Source organism: Streptomyces sp. NPDC024632, from assembly GCF_055559175.1.
The window spans coordinates 1-18,475 of the sequence record NZ_JBVHLD010000034.1 but is presented as its reverse complement, the minus strand read 5'-3'; the positions used below and the strand labels follow the sequence as shown (position 1 = coordinate 18,475).

Genomic DNA, 18,475 nt, shown 5'->3' with positions numbered 1-18,475 from the left:
TTCTCCCCCCCCCCCCCCACCCCACCCCCCCCCCCCCCCCCCCCCCCCCCCCCCCCCCCCCCCCCCCCTCTCCACCCCCCCCCCCCCCCCCCCCCCCCCCCCCCCCCCCGCGCCGGGTCGTGGGCGGTCAGGAGCAGATGAGCTTCGCGTCCGCCCAGTCCGCGTGGTCGCTGTCGTTGCCGTCGCCGCCGTCGTCCACGACGAGCCGCACATTCTGCGCGCCGGTCACGTCGGCCGTGAGCGCCTTGCCGCCCATGGCGTTGGTGACCACGCCGCTGTCGGCGACCGTCGTGCCGTCCGCGACGACCGTGAAGCGGACGGTGCCCTTGCCGTTCTTCTCGTCGTCCACGCCGACCGTCGCCGTCACCGTGGAGCAGACGCCGCCGAGGTAGTAGGCGATGTCGCTCGGCGCGTGCACCCCGAGGCCCTTGGCGTAGACGGTGCCGCCGAGTGTGATCGGGCTGCCGTCGTCCGCGCCGGTCTCACCGTTGCTGCGGTCGCGTTCGACCGGCCCCCACCCGTTGCTCGACGTCGTCCATGGCAGGTCGCTGAGGTAGCTGGTCCCCGCGGGCGGCGGCACCTTGACGGCGACGCTGCCGACCAACGGCACCGTGACGGTACGGCCGTTGACCAGATCGCGGTAGCTGACCGTGCCGGTGACCGGATACGCGCCCGGCCGCGCGTCGGCGGGCACGGTGACCGTCCACGGTGTGGTGAGGGTCCGGCCGCCGGGCAGCAGCAGGCTGCCGGTGGCGCCGGTCGCGCGGACCGTCCAGCCGTCGGGGCCGGTCAGCCGCACCTTCACCGTCGCGGCGGGCAGCGAGCCGAGGTCGGTGGCGTACGTGGACACGGTCGCGCTGTGGCCCGGCTCGATGTGGTCGGGCCCGGCGACCCCGGTGTCGAACAGCGGCGGCGCGAGGACCGCGCGGGGATCGGTGCCGACCCGCAGCAGGACGGTGCCGTGCGCGGGCACGGTCGCGGACAGGCCGCCCGCGCTCTGGTAGTCGGTGTGCGACCACAAGTCGCGCACCGAGTAGTTGCCGCGCTTGGGCAGTCCCGCGGCCCGCGCGGTGGTGGAGATCCGCTGCGCCTGGTCGCCCGAGTTGAACAGGGCCACCGCCCGCTCGCCGCCTGCCAGCTTCTTGCTGAGCACGTACCGGCCGCCGTCGGAGGAGACCACGGTGGCCTGGCTGCCGAGCGGGTCCTGGTCGAGGGCGATGACGTCCTTGTTGCCGAGGATCGACAGGGTCTGCGGGGTCGCCTTGCGCAGGTCGGTGCCGATCAGCAGCGGCGAGTTCATCATCGACCAGAGCGAGAAGTGCGTGCGGTACTCGGTGTCGGTCATGCCGCCGTTGCCGACCTCCAGCATGTCGGGGTCGTTCCAGCGGCCGGGGCCCGCGTACGGCGCCAGCGGCATGTTGTCCTCGGCGATGGACAGCATGCTCGTCCAGTTGTCGCTGATGTCGCCCGTGGTGCGCCACGAGTTGCCGACGTCACCGGCCCACTCCCACGGGTTCTGCACGCCCCACTCGCACAGCGAGTACACGATCGGGCGGCCGGTGGCGGCCAGCGCGTCGCGCATCGCGGTGTACCGCCTGACGTAGTCCTCGCGGGTGCCGTCGCTGGTGTTGTTGCAGTTGTCGTACTTGAGGTAGTCCACACCCCAGTCCGCGAAGGTCCGCGCGTCCGTCGTCTCGTGGCCGAGGCTGCCCGGGTACCCGGCGCAGGTCGCCGTGCCCGCGTCCTCGTAGATGCCGAGCTTGAGTCCCTTGCCGTGCACGTAGTCGGCGGTGCCCTTGATGCCGTCGGGGAACTTCACCGGGTCGGGGACCAGGCGGCCGTCGGCGTCGCGGGTGTGCGTCATCCAGCAGTCGTCGATGTTGACGTAGGTGTATCCGGCGCTCTTCAGACCGGAGCTGACCAGGTAGTCGGCGGTCTGCTCGATCAGCGCCTGGCTGACGTCGCAGCCGAAGGCGTTCCAGTCGTTGAAGCCCATCGGGGGCGTACGGGCGAGGCTGTTGTCGAGTGCGGCGGCGGGGGTGGCGGTGACCACCGCACCGGCCGTGACGGCCGCGCCCGCGAGGGCGCCGCCCCACAGGGTGCAGGCGGTGGCGCAGGCGAGCAGCCTGCGGACGAGTCGTGGCATGGAGAATCCTCTGCTCGCGGGGTGGGCGAGGCGGACCGGAGGTCCGCGGATGCGCGCCGTGGGACTGATCGTGTGCGGATCGCTGGCATTTCGACGCTTTGACTCAACGGAACTGAACAGAGTCGAGCAAATTTCTTCGCGGCGACACGTTAGGAGCCGTGCGGGGCCATGACAAGACTTCGGTCAGATTCACCAGAAGTGTCGACACTCAATGGTGCGGCGGTGCGGATCGCTGGCCCCTGGACAGGGGGTATCCCCACTGCTTCAATCGGGTCCCGTGGTCGAGTGTCGACACTTCAGGGGAAACGCGGTGCTCGCTCACCTCGACGAGGAGGGCCCCGGGCATCCGCGGGCGCAGCGACACCGGCGACGTACAACTCGCGGACTACTCTTGCGGCTTCTTCGACCTTCATCGCGTCGCGACACACATGAGAGAACGGGAGGCGAGTGGCGTGAGGTCCCTCGACGACGTCAATGACCTGCGGACCTGGCTCGAACTGGCCGGGGAACTCGGTGAGGTCCGCACCCTCTCCGGCGCGCACTGGGACAAGGAGATCGGCGCCGCGTCCGAGGTCAACTACAAACGCCCCTCGCCGCCCGCGCTGCTCTTCGACGACATCGAGGGCTACCGGCCCGGCCGGCGAGTGCTCACCGCCAGCATGGCCAACGCCCGCAGGCTCGGCATGACCCTGCGGCTCGGCACCGACCTGGACGACCGCGGTCTGGTCGAGGCGCTGCGCACCCGCCCCAACGAGTGGGTGGAGAACGCCGGGAAGTACCCCGTCGAGGCCGTCGACCGGGGCCCCGTCACCGAGAACGTGATCACCGCGGCCGACGCCGACCTGCTCGCCTTCCCCGTGCCGAAATGGCACGAGAACGACGGCGGCCGGTACATCGGCACCGGCTGCGCCGTCTTCACCACCGACCCGGCCACCGGCGTCCTCAACGCGGGCGCGTACCGCATGCAGGTGCAGAACGGCGGGCGGGCGGCGAGCATCAACATGGAGGCGGGCAAGCACGGAGCCGCACACGTCCGCGAGTGGTTCGCCCGCGAGGGCCGGGCGCCGGTCACCGCCTCGCTCGGCCACGACCCGCTGCTGCTGGTCGTCGCGGGCACCGAGGTGCCCACGGGACTGTCGGAACTGGAGTACGCCGGGGCCGTGTTGGGCCGCCCCGTCGAGGTGATCCGCGGCGAGGTCACCGGGCTGCCGATCCCCGCGACCGCCGAAATAGCCGTCGAGGGCTGGCTGTATCCCGAACGCCGGGAGCAGGAAGGGCCGTTCGGCGAGTGGACCGGCTACTACAGCGGCGGCACCGAGGCCGTGCTCACCATGGACGTCGAGCGGATCTACCACCGCCACGACCCGATCCTGCTCGGCGCCCCTCCCGGCAAGCCGCCGCACGACTACTCCTACATGCGCAGCGTGATGAAGTCCGCGATGATCCAGGACGCGCTGGTGCGGTCAGGACTGCCCGGCGTCGAGGGCGTCTGGGCCCACGAGGTCGGCGGCGGACGGCAGTTGCTCGCGGTGTCGATCCACCAGAACTACGCGGGTCACGCCCGGCAGGCGGGCTACCTCACCTCGCAGCTCCCGCAGGCCGCGTACATGAACAAATTCGTGGTCGTCGTGGACGCCGACGTCGACCCGCGCAGCCTCAACGACGTGATGTGGGCGGTCTGCACCCGCACCGACCCCGCCGACGACATCGAGACGATGCGGCAGACGTGGGGGAGCAGGGTCGACCCGCTGCGCGCACCCGGCCTGCCGCCGTTCAACACCCGCGCCGTGATCGACGCCTGCCGCCCCTGGACCCGGCTCAAGGACTTCCCGCGGGTCGCGGAGGCCAGCAGGGAACTGGTCGACCACGTGATACGCCGCTGGCCGGACATCCTGGGCGGTGCCAGGTGACAGCCCGGCCGTCGACAGGATCGCCGACGAGATCGCGGTGGCCGCCGCCGCCCCGAAGCGGTCGCCCTCGACCGGGCCCGCACCGCGGCGGACGCCCCGGGCGGGGCCGCGCGGTCCAGGAGCGCCCACGACGCGCAGGCCCGCTGATGTCGACCGGCGGGTCAGTCCGGGGAGCCTGTCCACCCCGAGCGCTCCACCGCCGCCAGACCGCGTAGAACGATGGACCGTGTGAGCGCGACGGCCAGTTCCGCCTCGCCGTCGGCGTACGCGCGGACCAGCCTGCGGTGGTCCTCCACCGACGTGTCGAGGCGGCCGGGCAGGGAGAGGCTGAGGTGACGCAGATGCAGGGTCCTGATGCCGACCGAGTCGAGGACGGCGCGCACGGTCTCGTTCCCGGCCAGCCGCGCCTCGGTGTTGCGGAAGTCCACGATCAGCCAGAAGTACCGCTCCAGGTCCCCGGCCGCCGCGGCCTCCTCGAGACGGGCCTGAACGCCGTCGAAGACCTCGATCTCACCGGCCGTGCGGTGGGCGATGATCCGGCGGCTCACCAGCCCGTACAGCTCGGACCGCAGCTCGTAGATCTCGCGGACCTCGGTGAGGCCCAGGCGGCGCACGCGGGGGCGCTTGCGGGCCGCGATCTCGACCAGGCCCTCGCGCTCCAGGGTCTGCAACGCCTCGCGCACCGGGGTCCGGCTGCTGCTGAACTGCCGGGCGAGTTCCACGGAGTTGAGGTCGTCGCCCGGCTTCAGCCGGCCCTCGATGATCGCGCTGCCGACCGAGACCAGGACGCGGGCCGCCACGCTGTCCAGGTCCTCCGACCGGCGCAGCACCCGCAGGATCTCCCGCTCACCGGCCGTCAGCGGCGGTCCGGACGCACGCGGGGCGTCCCCGCCCTCCCCGTTGACCGCCATCGCGTCACCCACCGCCTCTCCGCTCACGGCCGCCCGCCCACGCCCGCGGGTTCTCCCGGCACTTCGCGGGCCCTCCTCGCGACTCGTGGAAGGTCTGTCATGGATCACCACATCACACCACGGGTGCCATGGGTCGTCGGAATCACCGGAGCCGGCGGCACGCCGTACGCCGCGGCCGTCATCCGCGGGCCGCTCGACGGGGGTGAGGCCGTCGACCTCGGGGCCCGCACCCCGGAGGAGACGGCGGTGCCCGTCGCCGCCGGGATCGTCACGTGCCGTTGGGGCGGTACGGGGTTGCCGCTGACCGGGCTGAGCGGCGACACCCACCGCCCCGCGGGCTGAGACCGGCCTGCGGCCTGAGACCGCCCCCGCGGGCTGAGCCCAGGCCCTCGGGCTGAGACCGGCCCCGGCCCCGTACCCCTCCCGTACCGCCCCCGCCGGCTCGCGGTCGACCCGGTGCGTCAGGCCAGGACCCGCCGGTGCAGCGCCGTCACCGCCTTGCGCGCGGAGGTGAAGGCGCCGTGCTGCCAGGCGTCCATGTAGCTGAGCCAGTCACCGGCGAAGTACACGTGCCCGGTCGGCTCGTTGAGCGGCTGGTAGCGGGCGGCGTCCGGTCCGCCGGGCGTGCTGTGCCAGGCGGCCTCCTGGTACGGGAACTGCCGCCAGTGGTGCGAGAAGGACGTGGCCAGCTCCGTACGGTACTTCTCGCCGTAGATCTTCACGCCCGCGGCGACCGCCCGCGCCTCGCGGGCCTTGGGGCTCAGCGCCGCGTAGGAGTCGGCCTTGGAACCGGTGTTGTAGTAGCCGATCAGCAGACCGCGCCTGCCGTGGAAGCCGTAGGACGGGTGCCAGATGTGGGTGACGTCGAGGTCGGTCTCGGTGATCCCGCCGTAGATCCGGTGGTCGGTCTCCCACCAGCGCGAGGCGTACTCCAGGCCGATCTTGCCCGCCGAGGACGGGGTGATGGCCTCAAGTGCCGACTGCACGCCCGCGCCCAGATTGTGCGGCACCTTGGCGAGGATGTTCGGCGGCATGGCGGCGACGCAGAAGTCCGCGTCGACCGCCCGCGTCCTGCCGCCCTGGGTGTACGTGACGGTGACGCCGTGCGCGGTGTCGGTGACCTTCGTGACCGCGCAGCCCGTCCGCACCCTGCGCGTGCCGACCGCGGCGGCCAGCGCGTGGGGTATCCGGTCCATGCCGCCGACCGGCTGGAACATCAGCATCGCCTGGTCGAACTCGAACTCGAAGGCGAAGTAGCGGCCGACGCCGGTCGCGAAGATCTCGGAGGCGGTCGGCACGCCGCCCGCCACCACGCCCGGTGTGCCCGCGGCGCCCGGCCAGGCCGAGTAGCCGCGCCGCGAACCGCCGCTGTAGTCGAGGGTGTTGCCGAGCGCGCCGTAGTCCTTGAGGAATTCGACCAGCTTCTCCTGGTCGGCGGCGGTCAGGTCCTTGTCCAGCGCGCCCTGGTCGGTGGCCTTGGCCAGCAACTCGCTGACGTAGCCCAGCACATCGGCCTTGGCGCTGCGGTAACGCATGGGCTCGGTCATTCCGGCCGACTCGTTGTAGAGGTAGGTGTCGGCGTTGACGTTGGTGAACACCTCGATGGGCACGCCGAGTTCGCGGCAGTAGTCGAGCGTGACCATCCACTGGGCGATCCGCGCGGGACCGGCGTTCATGTACTGGCCGTCGGAGAAGCGGGCGGTCTGCCGGTTGCCGTACAGGTCGGTGGTGGTGTCGCCGCCGCGTACGGTGAAGTTGCGGCCGCCGGGCCGGTCGCGGGCCTCCAGGACCGTACAGTCGTAGCCCGCCTTGCCCAGTTCGTAGGCGGTCGTCAGTCCGGCGATGCCGCCGCCGAGCACGACGACCTTGGCGGCGGCGCGGCCGGTGAGGTGGAAGTCGCCCGGCCGCGGCGCGCGGTACGGCGCCCCGCGCGTGGCCGCCTCCGCGCCGGGCGCCAGACCCAGCGCACCCATCGTGGCCAGCATCGCTCCCGCGCCGCCGGTGGCCCCGACGGCGCGCAGGAAGTCACGGCGATTGAACGGTGTCATCTGTCATGTCCCCTTTCGCTCATGGCGCGGGGAACTCTCGCAGCGGCGTGTTACGCCACGTCAGTTGACTTGTGTCACAGAGGTAATGCACTCCTCGCCGGGCCACAGATTCGGACAGGTCGTGCCCGGCCGAAGCCAAAGAAAGCAACAAATATTGACGGGGTCGAACAGGGGGCGTACTTTCCGAGCCGGTCGACCCCGCGTGTTCTTCACGTCCCTCCCGCACCCGTCACGTCCCCCAGGCGTTCGATCCGGGCCCCCACGCCCGGCTCGGGCCGCCCGTCCCCGCAGGCACCGCTCGTCTCCGCTCCACCCCCCACCCCAAGGAGCACCGCATGCGCAAAAGGAGATACACCGCCCGCTGGAAAGCCCTGCTGACCTCGGTCGTGGCCACCCTCGGCCTGGTCTTCAGCGCCTTCATCAGCCTGCCGGGCACCGCGCAGGCCGCCGGTTCGCTGCCCTGTGACCTCTACGGCGCGGCGGGCACCCCCTGCGTCGCCGCGCACAGCACCACCCGCGCCCTGTTCTCCGCGTACAACGGCCCGCTGTACCAGGTCACGCGCGCCTCGGACGGCGGCAGGGCCGACATCGGGCTGCTGGCCACGGGCGGTTACGCCAACGCCGAGCAGCAGGACATCTTCTGTGCCAACACCACCTGCCGCATCTCCAAGGTCTACGACCAGACCTCGCGCCACAACGACCTGCTGCCGGGCCCCGCGGGCACGGCAGGCGGCGTGGACCGAGGGGCGGACGCGAGCGAGATCGCGGTGCACGCGGGCGGCCACAAGGTGTACGGCATCTGGATCTCGCCGGGCGTCGGCTACCGCTACACCGGCGCGGCCTCCGGCGTCCCCGTCAACGGCCAGCCCGAGGGCGTCTACATGGTCGCCAGCGGCACCCACGTCGGCTCCGACTGCTGCTTCGACTACGGCAACGCCGAGAGCACGCCGTCCGACACCGGCAACGGCCACATGGACGCCGTGAGCATCGCCACCACCTGCTACTTCGCGCCGTGCAACGGCTCGGGCCCCTGGGTCGAGGCCGACATGGAGAACGGCATGTTCCAGGGCGACAACGGCTCCAACACGGCCAACGCGGGCAACAAGAGCGCCTACGTCACGGCGGTGCTGAAGAACAACGGGCAGACGACGTACGCCATCAAGGGCGGCGACTCCCAATCAGGGGGCCTGTCGACCTGGTGGAACGGGTCGCTGCCGACCCGGGGCGGCTACAAACCGATGCACCAGGAAGGCGGCATCATCCTGGGCACCGGCGGTGACAACAGCAACCGCAACATGGGCACCTTCTTCGAGGGCGTGATGGTCGCCGGTTATCCGACCGACGCCGCCGAGAACGCCGTCCAGGCGAACATCGTCTCCGTCGGCTACTCGGGCCAGACCAATGTGCCCAACGGCCCGCAGGGCACGATCACCGGCCCCGGCGGCAAGTGCGTGGACGTCGCCGCCGACGACACCGGGGTCAACGGCGCGGCCGTGCAGCTCTGGGACTGCCAGACGTACGCCGAGGACCAGCACTGGACGCACAACGCCGACAACTCGCTGAGCACGATCGGCCGTTGCCTGGACATCAACGGCAACGGCACGGCCAACAACACGCAGGTCGAGCTGTGGGACTGCAACGGCGTCGGCGGCCAGAAGTGGATCCAGCGCTCCGACGGCTCGCTGTTCAACCCGCAGTCGGGCCGCTGCCTCGACTCGCCGAGCGGCGCCACCGGGAACGGCACCCGCCTCCAGATCTACGACTGCAACGGCAGCGCGGCGCAGAAATTCGCCGTCAAGGGCGGCGCCCCGGTGCCCGCGCCCGCCGGGAAGTGCGTGGACGTCGCCGCCGACGACACGGGCGTCAACGGCACCGCCGTGCAGCTCTGGGACTGCCAGTCCTGGGCCGCCGACCAGCACTGGTACCACAACGCCAACGGCTCGCTGAGCACGATCGGCCGTTGCCTGGACATCAACGGCAACGGCACGGCGAACAACACACAGGTCGAGCTGTGGGACTGCAACGGCGTCGGCGGCCAGGTCTGGCAGCAGCAGGCCGACGGCTCGCTGCTCAACCCGCAGTCGGGCCGCTGCCTCGACGACCCCAACAGCGCAGGCGCCAACGGCACCCGGCTCCAGATCTACGACTGCAACGGCAGCGCCGCGCAGAAGTTCACCCTCAACTGACAGAGCGCGCAACGCACGTGTGACCGAGGTGGGGGGGGGGGGGGGGGGGCGGCCCCCCCCCCCCCCCCCCCTACCCCCCCCCCCCCCCCCCCCTCCCCCCCCCCCCCCCCCTGCCCCCCCCCCCCCCCCCCCCCCCCCCCCCCCCCCACCTCCGTCGCGCTCACGTCCGGGCCGACGCGTCCGCCGCTCCGCGGACGGGGAGCGTACGGCCCAGCCGGGCGAGCGGGGACAGGGAGATCGCCAGCGGCGAGAGCAGCATGCCCGCCGCCGCCACCAGGAAGCCGGTGCGCAGACCGCACTGCGCCGCGAGGAGACCGCCGAGCAGCGAGCCGAGCGGGGCCGTCCCCATGCCGACGAAGCCGATCGTCGCCGCCGCGCGGCCCTGCATCTCGTCCGGAGTGACGGTCTGCCGCACCGCCATCAGCGTCACACTGACCAGCTGACCGCACGCGCCGAACGTCAGGTTGACCGCCACGAGCGCCGGAACGGTCAGCGCGCCGCCGCCGTGCAGCGCGGGTACGCCGATCATCACGCTGTCGCCGAGCACGGCCGCGCACGCGAGCACCGGGCCGTGGCCGAACCGGCCCGGCAGCCGGGCCGCCAGCAGCGAACCCACCAGCGCGCCGGGCCCCGTCGCCGCGAGCACCAGCCCGACGACAGCGCCCGACAGGCCCAACTCCCTGGGCAGGAACAGCAGATAGACGGTCATCGTCGCCGCGAAGGCGCACTGGAAGGCGGCGGAGGCGAGGCACACCGCCCGCAACGACGGTTCACCGACGACGAATCCGACCCCCTCGCGAATCCGCCGCCGGACAGCGGGCGTACGTCCCGAGCGCCGAGGCACCGCCTCGCCGCGCCGAATCCGCCGGATCGACACGAACGACAGCGCGAAGAACAGCGCGCTGGACGCGAGCGCGACCGCCGCCGACAGCAGCGACACCAGCACACCGCCGAGCGCCGGGCCGCCGATCTGCGCCGCCGACCTGCTGCCTTCGAGCGCGCTGTTGGCGCTGACCAGTTGGTCGCGGTCCAACAGCCGTACGACAGACGCCTGATACGCCACGTCGAAGAAGACCGACAGCGCCCCGACGCCGAACGCGGCCACCAGCAGCACCGGCAGACCGAGCCCGCCGAGCAGGCACGCCACGGCCACCGCCCCCAGCGCCAGCGCCCGCCCGCAGTCCGCCGCCACCATGACCGTACGGGTCCGCCATCCGTCCACCCACGCCCCGACGAACAGCGACAGCAGCGGTATCGGCGCCTGCCCCACCGCCCGCAGCACCCCGACCTCACCGCCGTCGGCGCCCAGCAGCAGCACCGCGATCAGCGGCAGGACCACCGCGCTCCCGTGCTCCCCGAGCTGCGAGACCGTCTGCCCCACCCACAACCGGCGGAAATCCCGGTCCCGCCACAGCCCTGGCGGTCCCGGCGGCCCCTGCGAACGCTGCGATCCCTGCGGCCCTTGCGGCCCCTGCGACCCGGGCGTCTCCTGAGCCGCGGGCGGCTCGGCGGCCTTCGCGGGAACGCCTCCGTCGTCAGCGCGCGCCGGAACGGCCGACCACCCCTTCGTCTCCTCGGAACCGCTCAGTCATGGGCCCCGGGACCCTAGCCCCCGGGCGGCGAAGGGCGCACCCGAATTGTTGGCGGGGCCGGCCGGACCCGGCGTACCGGCAGGTCGGGGCGCGTCGCGGCGGTCCGACCCGCCCTGTGACGCCCAGGTGAATTCCCGGCCATGAGAGATCCGCCTGGGGTGTTATATCCACTCATGTGGGATTTGCGGCATTTATTATGCGCTAGAGTCTTGACCAGCGCTTTACATATGTCGCAGAGGTGAGCCGAGGAGGATACGTCATGGAACGGGATGTCCTCGTCGTAGGCGCATCCGCGACCATGTCGGAAGTCCTCCCCACGGCATCGCCGTATTTTCCCCGGGTCGCGCGTGTCGAGAACGCGCCTCGGGACGCCGTACCTGATACGGACCCCCTTTCCGCGCCTTACTGCTGACAGCGTCCGGCTCCCACGCCGGGCGCTGTGGCAGGAGCGCTGCGGCACGCCACCGCATAACGCGCGTCGTCACCCGGCACAGAACTCTGCCGGGTGACGCGCATGCTGGCGTCCGCGACCGGCACTCACGCACCCGCGTCCCGATGGAGCACGTTCATGGAACCAACCGCCCGCGCCCGAAAGACCCCGCTGCCGGGAGTCGGGGCCCGCTATGACATGACGACCGAGTCCGGCCGCCACCTGTCGGTGGTCGTGCACCAGGACGGCAGGCGGTTCCTGGCGTTCCATGACCCCGAGGACGACGACGCCTGCAAGGACGCGACCGCGCTCGCGCCCCACGAGGCGACCGCGCTGGCCGACCTGCTGACCCCCGACCCCGTCGGCCACCTGCAACAACACCTTGAGATCGACCTGGTCACCGAACACATCACCGTGAGCAAACGCTCGCCGTACGCGGGCCGCACGCTCGGCGACACGCAGGTACGCACCCGTACCGGCGCCTCGATCGTCGCCGTGCTCCGCCGCACCTCCGCCGTGCCCTCGCCCACCCCCGACTTCCGCTTCGCCGTCGGCGACACCCTCGTGGTCGTCGGCACCCGCGAAGGCGTCGGCGCCGTCGCCGAACTGATCACAGGAGGATAGAAACCTGTGCACAACACGACCGACATGCTCATCGAACTCGGAGCGATCATCCTCGCCCTGGGCATCCTCGGCCGCCTCGCGGGACGTGTCGGCTTCTCGCCGATCCCGCTCTACCTGCTCGCGGGACTCGCCTTCGGCAAAGGCGGACTGATCCCGCTCCAGGCCAGCGAGGAATTCGTCGCGACCGGCGCCGAGATCGGTGTCGTATTGCTGCTTCTCCTCCTGGGTCTGGAATACAGCGCCTCGGAACTCGTCACCAACCTCAAGACCCAATATCCGTCCGGCGCGGTCGACTTCGTCCTCAACGCATTGCCGGGCGCCGCCGCCGCGATCCTCCTCGGCTGGGGTCCGGTCGCCGCCGTCGCGCTCGCCGGAGTGACCTGGATCTCCTCCTCGGGTGTGATCGCCAAGGTCCTCGGCGACCTCGGCCGCCTCGGCAACCGTGAGACCCCGCTCATCCTCGGCGTCCTCGTCCTCGAAGACCTCTCGATGGCGGTCTATCTGCCGATTCTCAGCGCCCTGCTGGCGGGCGTGAGCCTGGCGGGCGGCACCCTCACACTGCTGATCTCGCTCGGCACGGTCGGGATCGTCCTGTACGTGGCGCTGCGCCACGGGCGGCTGATCAGCCGCGCCGTCTCCTCCGACAATCCCGAGATGCTGCTGCTGGTCGTGCTCGGCCTGACGCTGCTGGTGGCCGGTGTCGCCCAGCAACTCCAGGTGTCCGCCGCCGTCGGCGCGTTCCTGGTCGGCATCGCGCTCTCCGGTGAGGTCGCCGAAGGCGCCCGCAATCTCCTGACCCCGCTGCGGGACCTGTTCGCGGCGGTCTTCTTCGTCTTCTTCGGCCTGAGCACCATCCCCGCCGACATCCCGCCGGTCCTGGTCCCCGCGCTGATCCTGGCCGTCGTCACGACCCTCACCAAGATCGCCACCGGCTGGTACGCGGCGCGCAGGGCCGGAATCCGGCCCGCCGGACGGTGGCGGGCGGGCGGCACGCTGGTCGCGCGCGGCGAGTTCTCCATCGTCATCGCGGGACTCGCGGTCGGTGTCGAGCCCCGGATCGGGCCGCTGGCCACCGCGTATGTGCTGATCCTGGTCGTCCTCGGCCCGCTCACCGCCCGCTGGACCGAGCCCATCGCCCGCAAACTCACCGAGGCCATCCGCCGCCCGGAACCCGCGCCCGCCGCTCCCGCGGTCGAGTTGGTCAAGTCGGTGGAGCCGGTCGAGTCGGTGGAGCCGGTGGAGCCGGTCGAGATCGACGTGGACGCGGATGCCGATCCGGCGCCCAGCCGTACGTGACCTCCGCGCGCCAGGGGGCCGGGGCGTGGCCTGTCAGGCCCCCAGCCCGCGGACGTCACGCGAGGGGGCGGAGCGCCGGTCGAGCTGACTGACCATCACCCGCACCACCGTGACGACATCGGGGTCGTCCACCAGATAGACCTGCCGTCGGCCCTCGCGCCGTGAGTGCACGAGCCCGGCGAGCTTGAGTTTGGCCAGGTGCTGGCTGACCGCGGGCAGGGTCGCGCCGACCCGCTCGGCCAGCCCCGTGACATCGCAGTCGCCCTCGGACAGGATCCAGACGATCTGGAGTCGCATGGTCGACGCCAGCAAGCCGAAGGAAGCGGCGGCGTTCTGGAACAACTCCGGGCTGGGGTCGCCGAACTCCGCGGCAGACCTCGTCACGTGAACCTCCCTGACCGCAGCGGCTTTTCCGAGCACCAGAGTACGCATGCGGCGCCCGCGGTCCGCGCCGCTGGCATGATACTCTCAGTCAGTTGCGTAATTATGCAATCATGCAACTGGGAAGATTATCCTGATGCGTACGCGCGGGCAGACAAGGTGACGTGCCGCGCGTCGACACACCGGGGCGGGGATGATGGACAGCGGCAAGCGGCCGGACGACATCTACCGGGCTGACTTCGCCCAGGTTCTCGATCAGGCGCTGCGCGGCGAGCGCGTCCGGCTCGCGCTCCGCGCCCTGCCGGGCGCGCCCAACGCCGAGCAGTTGCGGACGGCCGCCCTGGCCGACGCCGACGCCATCGGTGCCACCGCGGCGCCCGAGTACGAGCGGTACACCGGCCTGCGCGCGCACTCCCGCGGCCGGGTCCGCCCGGTCGTGCGCGCGGTCGGCGGCCCCGGCGTCCTCGCCACCCTGGCCGTCCTGGTCCCGATGCTGAGCGGTATCGCGGCGGCGATCTTCCTGGTGCTGGGGTACGGGATCAGGGCCGTCGCGAGCGGCGCGGGAATCAGCGCCCCGCTGATCGACATCGGCTTCCTGTGCGCGGCGGTCTTCGGCGTCAGCCTGCTGATCGGCCTGGCCGGACTGGCGCTGACCGCCCGGCGCGACGGCGCGGTCACGCGCGAGAGCCGGGACGTGGCCGAGGCCCACGAGGCATGGCGGCAGGCGCTGCTGGTGCGGGGCGTACTGCCGTATCTGCTCGACCGGTTGGCGCGCGAGGCGGGGGCCGCCGCTCCCCGCGCGGTCGGCCCGCCGCCGGTCGGCGTCGACCTGGTACGCCAACGGCCGCGGCTGGGCTACAGCAGCCCGGGCTTCAGCTCGGGCGACGGCGTGAGTCTGGTGCGACAGCGGCCCCGGCTCGGCTACAGCAGCCCCGGCTTCAGCAGTCCGAACGACGGCGAGCGGTGACAACGGCCTGACCCGCCAAGGCGCCCGGTCCCGGCGCCCGGCCTACGTGGCCTCGGTGTCGTACGCGACGGGCTGGTACGCGACCGGCTCGGACCCGTCGGCCGCCCGCGCGGCGACCGGCGCGGCGGACGGCTTCGTGAGGTCCACGCCGCCGCTGAGCGTCCGCGCCGCCTCGCGCAACTCCTCGGCCTCGCCGTCCAGTCGCAGGCTGTCGCGGATCTCGCGCAGGCCGAGCGCATCGTCGTCGCCGAGCAGATTCTTGGCGATGAACGTCCGCGGGTTCAGGTCCTCGAATTCGAAGTCCTTGAACTCCGGGCCGAGTTCGCGCCGCACATCCTCCTTGGCGTCGTCGGTGAAGGAGCGCACCGCGCGGATGAGGTCTCTCGCCCGCGTGATCATGTCGGGCAGTTTGTCGCCGAAGACCAGCGTGGCCAGGACGAGCAGCGTCAGCAGCTTGAGCGGGCCGATGTCGAAGATCACCTTCGGTCACCTCCGAGAAGGGTGCGCGCGCGGGCGGGGACGGTCCGGACGGGGGCCCGTGCGGGCATTGCGCCTCGGTACCGCTACTCTCATAATTGCGCAATGTAGCAACTGTTGGGGTCCGGGCGGCACATCGCCGTCCGGCAACGGCGGACCGACGCATGTGGAAGCGGAGACGTTGATGCTCAGAAACGGACTGGAGCCCTGGCACCTGCTGGTGGTGGCGCTCGTGGTCATCGTGCTGTTCGGCTCCAAGCGGCTGCCGGACTCCGCGCGGGCGCTGGGCAAGTCGCTCCGCATCCTCAAGAGCGAGACCAAGGCGTTGAAGGACGACCCCGGTCCCGGCACGGCGACGGCCGGGACGAGCGCGGACCCCGCGGTCCGTACGGTCAAGTCCGCGCCCGGCGAGACCGTCGGCGCGCGCCCTGTGCGCGAACCCGAACGCGCGCCGCGGGACTGACTGACCTCCCTCCCGCGGCGCGCCGCGGGCCCGCGTGATCCGGGGCGCGGGCCCGTACGGCATCAGGGGCTGGCGTGGTCCCAGCCGTAGCGCAGTGGCTGACCGTGCTTGAGGCGGTAGACGTACAGCGCCTCGACGCGCAGCCCCCGCCCGTCGCCGTCGGCCTCGTCCTCCGCCTGGCATCCGGATGTGACTTGGAGCACGCGGGGCGGGCCTGTCACCCGTACCCGCATGCCGTCCGCCGGGCCTCCGTCGAGATGCGCCCACTCCCAGGCCACAGGTGTCCTTCCGGTTCGTCGTAGCGTTTCTGGCATAGCAGACACTTTAAAGGTTGCGTAAACCAGGAACTGTGTCCGGTGGGGAAGCCGGCCGCGGGTGCGACGCTCACGGATACCCCACAGAGCCATGATTTACCCTTGCCGCGTTGCGCAACCATGAAGCCTTGGGTGAAGCGCCGCTTCACCCGCCGAATCCGGCCGCACCACCCCACGGGGGCCGCCCGGGAGAGGGAGCACGGGAGATGACCGAGCCCTGGAGCGGCCGGGCCGCGGCGCGGGCGGCCGCTCGCGCCGAGAGCGGGCGGTCCCGGCCGTCGGGCCGCGGGGGCAGGCGCGCCAGGCAGGCCGGCCGGGGCCGGCGGTTCCTGAAGATCGGCGGCATATCCCTGGCCGTGCTCCTGCTGGTCACCGCGGGCGGCGGCTACTGGCTCTACCAGCACCTCAACGGCAACATCACCAGCGTGTCCCTGACCGACGGCGCGGGCAAGGACAGCGCGGGCCAGGAGAAGGCCGACGCCTTCGGGCGCACGCCGATCAACATCCTGGTGATGGGCAGCGACGGCCGGACCACCGAGGCCGACTGCAAACTGGGCGGCGGCTGCGCCAAGACCGGCGTCCAGACCGGGGGCAACGCCGATGTCGAGATGGTCGTGCACATCTCCGCCGACCGCTCCAACGCCACCGTGATGAGCATCCCGCGCGACACCCTCACCGACGTGCCCGCCTGCGAGAATCCCAAGACCGGCGCGTCCACCCCCGGCTACCACGGCATGATCAACAGCGCCCTGACGTACGGCCAGGCGTGCCAGGTGGCCACCGTCCACAAGTTGACCGGAATTCCGATCGACCACTTCATCCAGGTCGACTTCTCCGGCGTCGTCAGCATGTCCGACGCCGTGGGCGGGGTGTCGGTCTGTGTGGACGCCGACGTGTACGACACCTACTCGCATCTGAAGCTCTCCCGGGGCATCCACACCCTCAAGGGCGTCGGCGCGCTGGAATTCCTCCGCTCGCGGCACGGCTTCGGCGACGGCAGCGACCTCGGCCGTACGTACGCGCAGCACATCTACCTCAGCTCGCTGATCCGCAAGTTCAAGAGCGCGGGCACCCTCACCAACCCGGCGGCCGTCTACAAGCTCGCCAACGCGGCGACCAAGGCGCTGACCGTCGACACCGGCCTCGGCAGCATCAGCAAGCTGGTCGGCCTGGCCTCCGACCTCGACAAGGTCCCGTCCAAGCGGATCACCTTCACCACCATGCAGACCGGGCCCGACCCGACCGACCCCAACCGGGTGGTGGTCGGACCCGGCGCGAAGACGCTGTTCGCCACCATCGCCAACGACCAGTCGCTGACCACCGCCTCGGGCGGCACGTCCGCCGCGGCCTCGGCGACCGCGTCGGCGAGCCCGACCGCGACGTCCGTCCCCGCCTCGGCGATCACCGTGCGGGTGCGCAACGGCACCGGCATCGGGGGCCGCGCGTCCGAGATCGTCGACACCCTGACCGGCAAGGGCTTTAACCCGGCCACTGCGGGCGGCAACGCCCCGGCGCCCGCCGCCACCACGACCCTGACCTACGGCCCCGGCCAGCGGTCCGAGGCGGGGACCGTCGCCCGTACGCTCGGCATCGCGACGTCCCACCTCAAGGAGGGCGCCGTCGCCGGGCTCACCCTCGTGATCGGGGCGGACTGGCCGAGCGGCACCACCTTCCCCGGCGGGAAGTCCTCCGCGCCGCCCGCCGACACCAAGGTGGCGCTGGGCAACTCCCACGCCCAGACCGCCGACGACTCCGACACCTGCGCCAAGGTCAGCCGCTACCGGACCGTCCAGATCAACCGGGTCCCGATGACGCCGACCCAGGCGTACGCCGCCGCCCGTTCCAAGCCCGACTCGGACGACTGACCCGCGCACACACCCGTAACGCTTAAGCTGTTACGCAACCGTGGAACTGTCGTGGCGCGCACGCCGTTGACCTGGCAGACGCGCGCGGACGACATACCGGCGATCGACAACCGACTACCGACAACCCCCAAGCAACCGGAGGTAATTTCGTGGGCGTGACTCTGTCCAAGGGCGGCAATGTCTCTTTGAGCAAGGAAGCTCCCGGACTCACCGCGGTCACCGTCGGCCTGGGGTGGGACGTACGGACCACCACGGGCGCCGACTACGACCTGGACGCGTCCGCGCTGCTGTGTGACGTGGGCGGGAAGGTCCTCAGCGACCAGCACTTCGTGTTCTTCAACAACCTCGGCAGCCCCGACGGCTCCGTGGTGCACAGCGGCGACAATCTGACCGGTGGCGGCGACGGCGACGACGAGCAGATCAAGGTCAGCCTCGCCACCGTGCCCCCGCAGGTCGACAAGGTCGTCTTCCCCGTGTCGATCTACGACGCCGAGAAGCGCGGCCAGAGCTTCGGCCAGGTGCGCAACGCGTTCATCCGGATCGTGAACCAGGCCGACGGGCGGGAGCTGGCCAGGTACGACCTGACCGAGGACGCCTCGACCGAGACGGCTATGGTCTTCGGAGAGCTGTACCGCAACGGCGCGGAGTGGAAGTTCCGCGCCATCGGCCAGGGGTACGCCTCGGGCCTGGCGGGCATCGCCACCGACTTCGGCGTCAACATCTGACGTGGGTGCCGGCGTCACCACCTCTGACGCCGGCCGCCGCGTCGGCCGCTGACGTCCTCGGCCGGGGGGGGGGGGGGGGGGGGGGGGGGGGGGGGGGGGGGGGGGGGGGAAGGGGGGGAGGGGGGGGGGGGGGGGCCACC

16 protein-coding genes are annotated in these 18,475 nt (G+C 71.7%); 9 read left to right on the top strand and 7 right to left on the bottom strand.

Translation table 11 applies throughout. The features are described from left to right. Positions 1-127 precede the first annotated feature (127 nt). Positions 128-2,146 carry an NPCBM/NEW2 domain-containing protein gene (locus ACZ37P_RS38195; protein ID WP_467351090.1) on the bottom strand — a complete coding sequence of 673 codons (2,019 nt, stop codon included), beginning with the start codon at positions 2,144-2,146 and terminating at the stop codon, positions 128-130. 452 nt (positions 2,147-2,598) lie between these two features. Between ACZ37P_RS38195 and ACZ37P_RS38190 the strand changes: the two genes are divergently transcribed. Further along, positions 2,599-4,056, top strand: a complete 1,458-nt coding sequence (locus ACZ37P_RS38190; protein WP_391161141.1) for a UbiD family decarboxylase — start codon at positions 2,599-2,601, stop codon at positions 4,054-4,056. 161 nt (positions 4,057-4,217) lie between these two features. Here the strand turns inward: ACZ37P_RS38190 and ACZ37P_RS38185 are convergent, their stop codons facing one another. Then, entirely contained in the window at positions 4,218-4,979 is a 762-nt protein-coding gene (locus ACZ37P_RS38185) for a GntR family transcriptional regulator (protein ID WP_467351088.1), read from the bottom strand. Between the two features lie 87 nt (positions 4,980-5,066). Here ACZ37P_RS38185 and ACZ37P_RS38180 point away from each other — a divergent pair, with 87 nt between their 5' ends. Continuing rightward, entirely contained in the window at positions 5,067-5,309 is a 243-nt protein-coding gene (locus ACZ37P_RS38180; protein ID WP_467351086.1) for a hypothetical protein, read from the top strand. 119 nt (positions 5,310-5,428) lie between these two features. Here ACZ37P_RS38180 and ACZ37P_RS38175 read toward each other — a convergent pair whose 3' ends face one another. Then, the gene (locus ACZ37P_RS38175; RefSeq protein WP_467351094.1) at positions 5,429-6,952 is read right to left on the bottom strand and encodes a flavin monoamine oxidase family protein; all 1,524 of its coding nucleotides are present in this window, start codon (positions 6,950-6,952) and stop codon (positions 5,429-5,431) included. A 398-nt stretch (positions 6,953-7,350) separates the two neighbouring features. Here ACZ37P_RS38175 and ACZ37P_RS38170 point away from each other — a divergent pair, with 398 nt between their 5' ends. Further along, positions 7,351-9,201, top strand: coding sequence for an arabinofuranosidase catalytic domain-containing protein (locus ACZ37P_RS38170; protein WP_467351084.1), 1,851 nt, complete (start codon positions 7,351-7,353; stop codon positions 9,199-9,201). A gap of 160 nt (positions 9,202-9,361) precedes the next feature. On the opposite strand, the gene ACZ37P_RS38165 is transcribed toward ACZ37P_RS38170, so the two are convergent. Continuing rightward, positions 9,362-10,615 (bottom strand): MFS transporter, encoded by a 1,254-nt coding sequence (locus ACZ37P_RS38165; RefSeq protein WP_467351092.1) that lies wholly within the window; start codon positions 10,613-10,615, stop codon positions 9,362-9,364. A gap of 746 nt (positions 10,616-11,361) precedes the next feature. Here ACZ37P_RS38165 and ACZ37P_RS38160 point away from each other — a divergent pair. Continuing rightward, positions 11,362-11,847: a cation:proton antiporter regulatory subunit gene (locus ACZ37P_RS38160; protein WP_391129492.1), complete on the top strand. Its 486-nt coding sequence runs from the start codon at positions 11,362-11,364 to the stop codon at positions 11,845-11,847. A gap of 6 nt (positions 11,848-11,853) precedes the next feature. Further along, entirely contained in the window at positions 11,854-13,143 is a 1,290-nt protein-coding gene (locus ACZ37P_RS38155; protein ID WP_467351081.1) for a cation:proton antiporter, read from the top strand. Between the two features lie 33 nt (positions 13,144-13,176). Here the strand turns inward: ACZ37P_RS38155 and ACZ37P_RS38150 are convergent, their stop codons facing one another. Continuing rightward, positions 13,177-13,575: an ArsR/SmtB family transcription factor gene (locus ACZ37P_RS38150; RefSeq protein ID WP_188283553.1), complete on the bottom strand. Its 399-nt coding sequence runs from the start codon at positions 13,573-13,575 to the stop codon at positions 13,177-13,179. 145 nt (positions 13,576-13,720) lie between these two features. On the opposite strand from ACZ37P_RS38150, the gene ACZ37P_RS38145 reads away from it, so the two are divergent. Next, a complete protein-coding gene (locus ACZ37P_RS38145; RefSeq protein WP_467351079.1) occupies positions 13,721-14,491 on the top strand; it encodes a hypothetical protein in 771 nt (256 codons plus the stop codon). A gap of 42 nt (positions 14,492-14,533) precedes the next feature. On the opposite strand, the gene ACZ37P_RS38140 is transcribed toward ACZ37P_RS38145, so the two are convergent. Further along, positions 14,534-14,971: a twin-arginine translocase TatA/TatE family subunit gene (locus ACZ37P_RS38140; RefSeq protein WP_467351077.1), complete on the bottom strand. Its 438-nt coding sequence runs from the start codon at positions 14,969-14,971 to the stop codon at positions 14,534-14,536. 181 nt (positions 14,972-15,152) lie between these two features. Here ACZ37P_RS38140 and tatA point away from each other — a divergent pair, with 181 nt between their 5' ends. After that, complete coding sequence (gene tatA, locus ACZ37P_RS38135; RefSeq protein WP_391048331.1) at positions 15,153-15,431, top strand: Sec-independent protein translocase subunit TatA; 279 nt, start codon at positions 15,153-15,155, stop codon at positions 15,429-15,431. A gap of 62 nt (positions 15,432-15,493) precedes the next feature. Here tatA and ACZ37P_RS38130 read toward each other — a convergent pair whose 3' ends face one another. Further along, positions 15,494-15,745 carry a hypothetical protein gene (locus ACZ37P_RS38130; RefSeq protein ID WP_391048328.1) on the bottom strand — a complete coding sequence of 84 codons (252 nt, stop codon included), beginning with the start codon at positions 15,743-15,745 and terminating at the stop codon, positions 15,494-15,496. A 206-nt stretch (positions 15,746-15,951) separates the two neighbouring features. Between ACZ37P_RS38130 and ACZ37P_RS38125 the strand changes: the two genes are divergently transcribed. Together ACZ37P_RS38125 and ACZ37P_RS38120 are read left to right on the top strand one after the other, a co-directional pair. After that, complete coding sequence (locus ACZ37P_RS38125; RefSeq protein ID WP_467351074.1) at positions 15,952-17,610, top strand: LCP family protein; 1,659 nt, start codon at positions 15,952-15,954, stop codon at positions 17,608-17,610. Positions 17,611-17,759: 149 nt separating this feature from the next. Then, positions 17,760-18,335 (top strand): TerD family protein, encoded by a 576-nt coding sequence (locus ACZ37P_RS38120; RefSeq protein WP_188283548.1) that lies wholly within the window; start codon positions 17,760-17,762, stop codon positions 18,333-18,335. Positions 18,336-18,475: the final 140 nt, after the last annotated feature.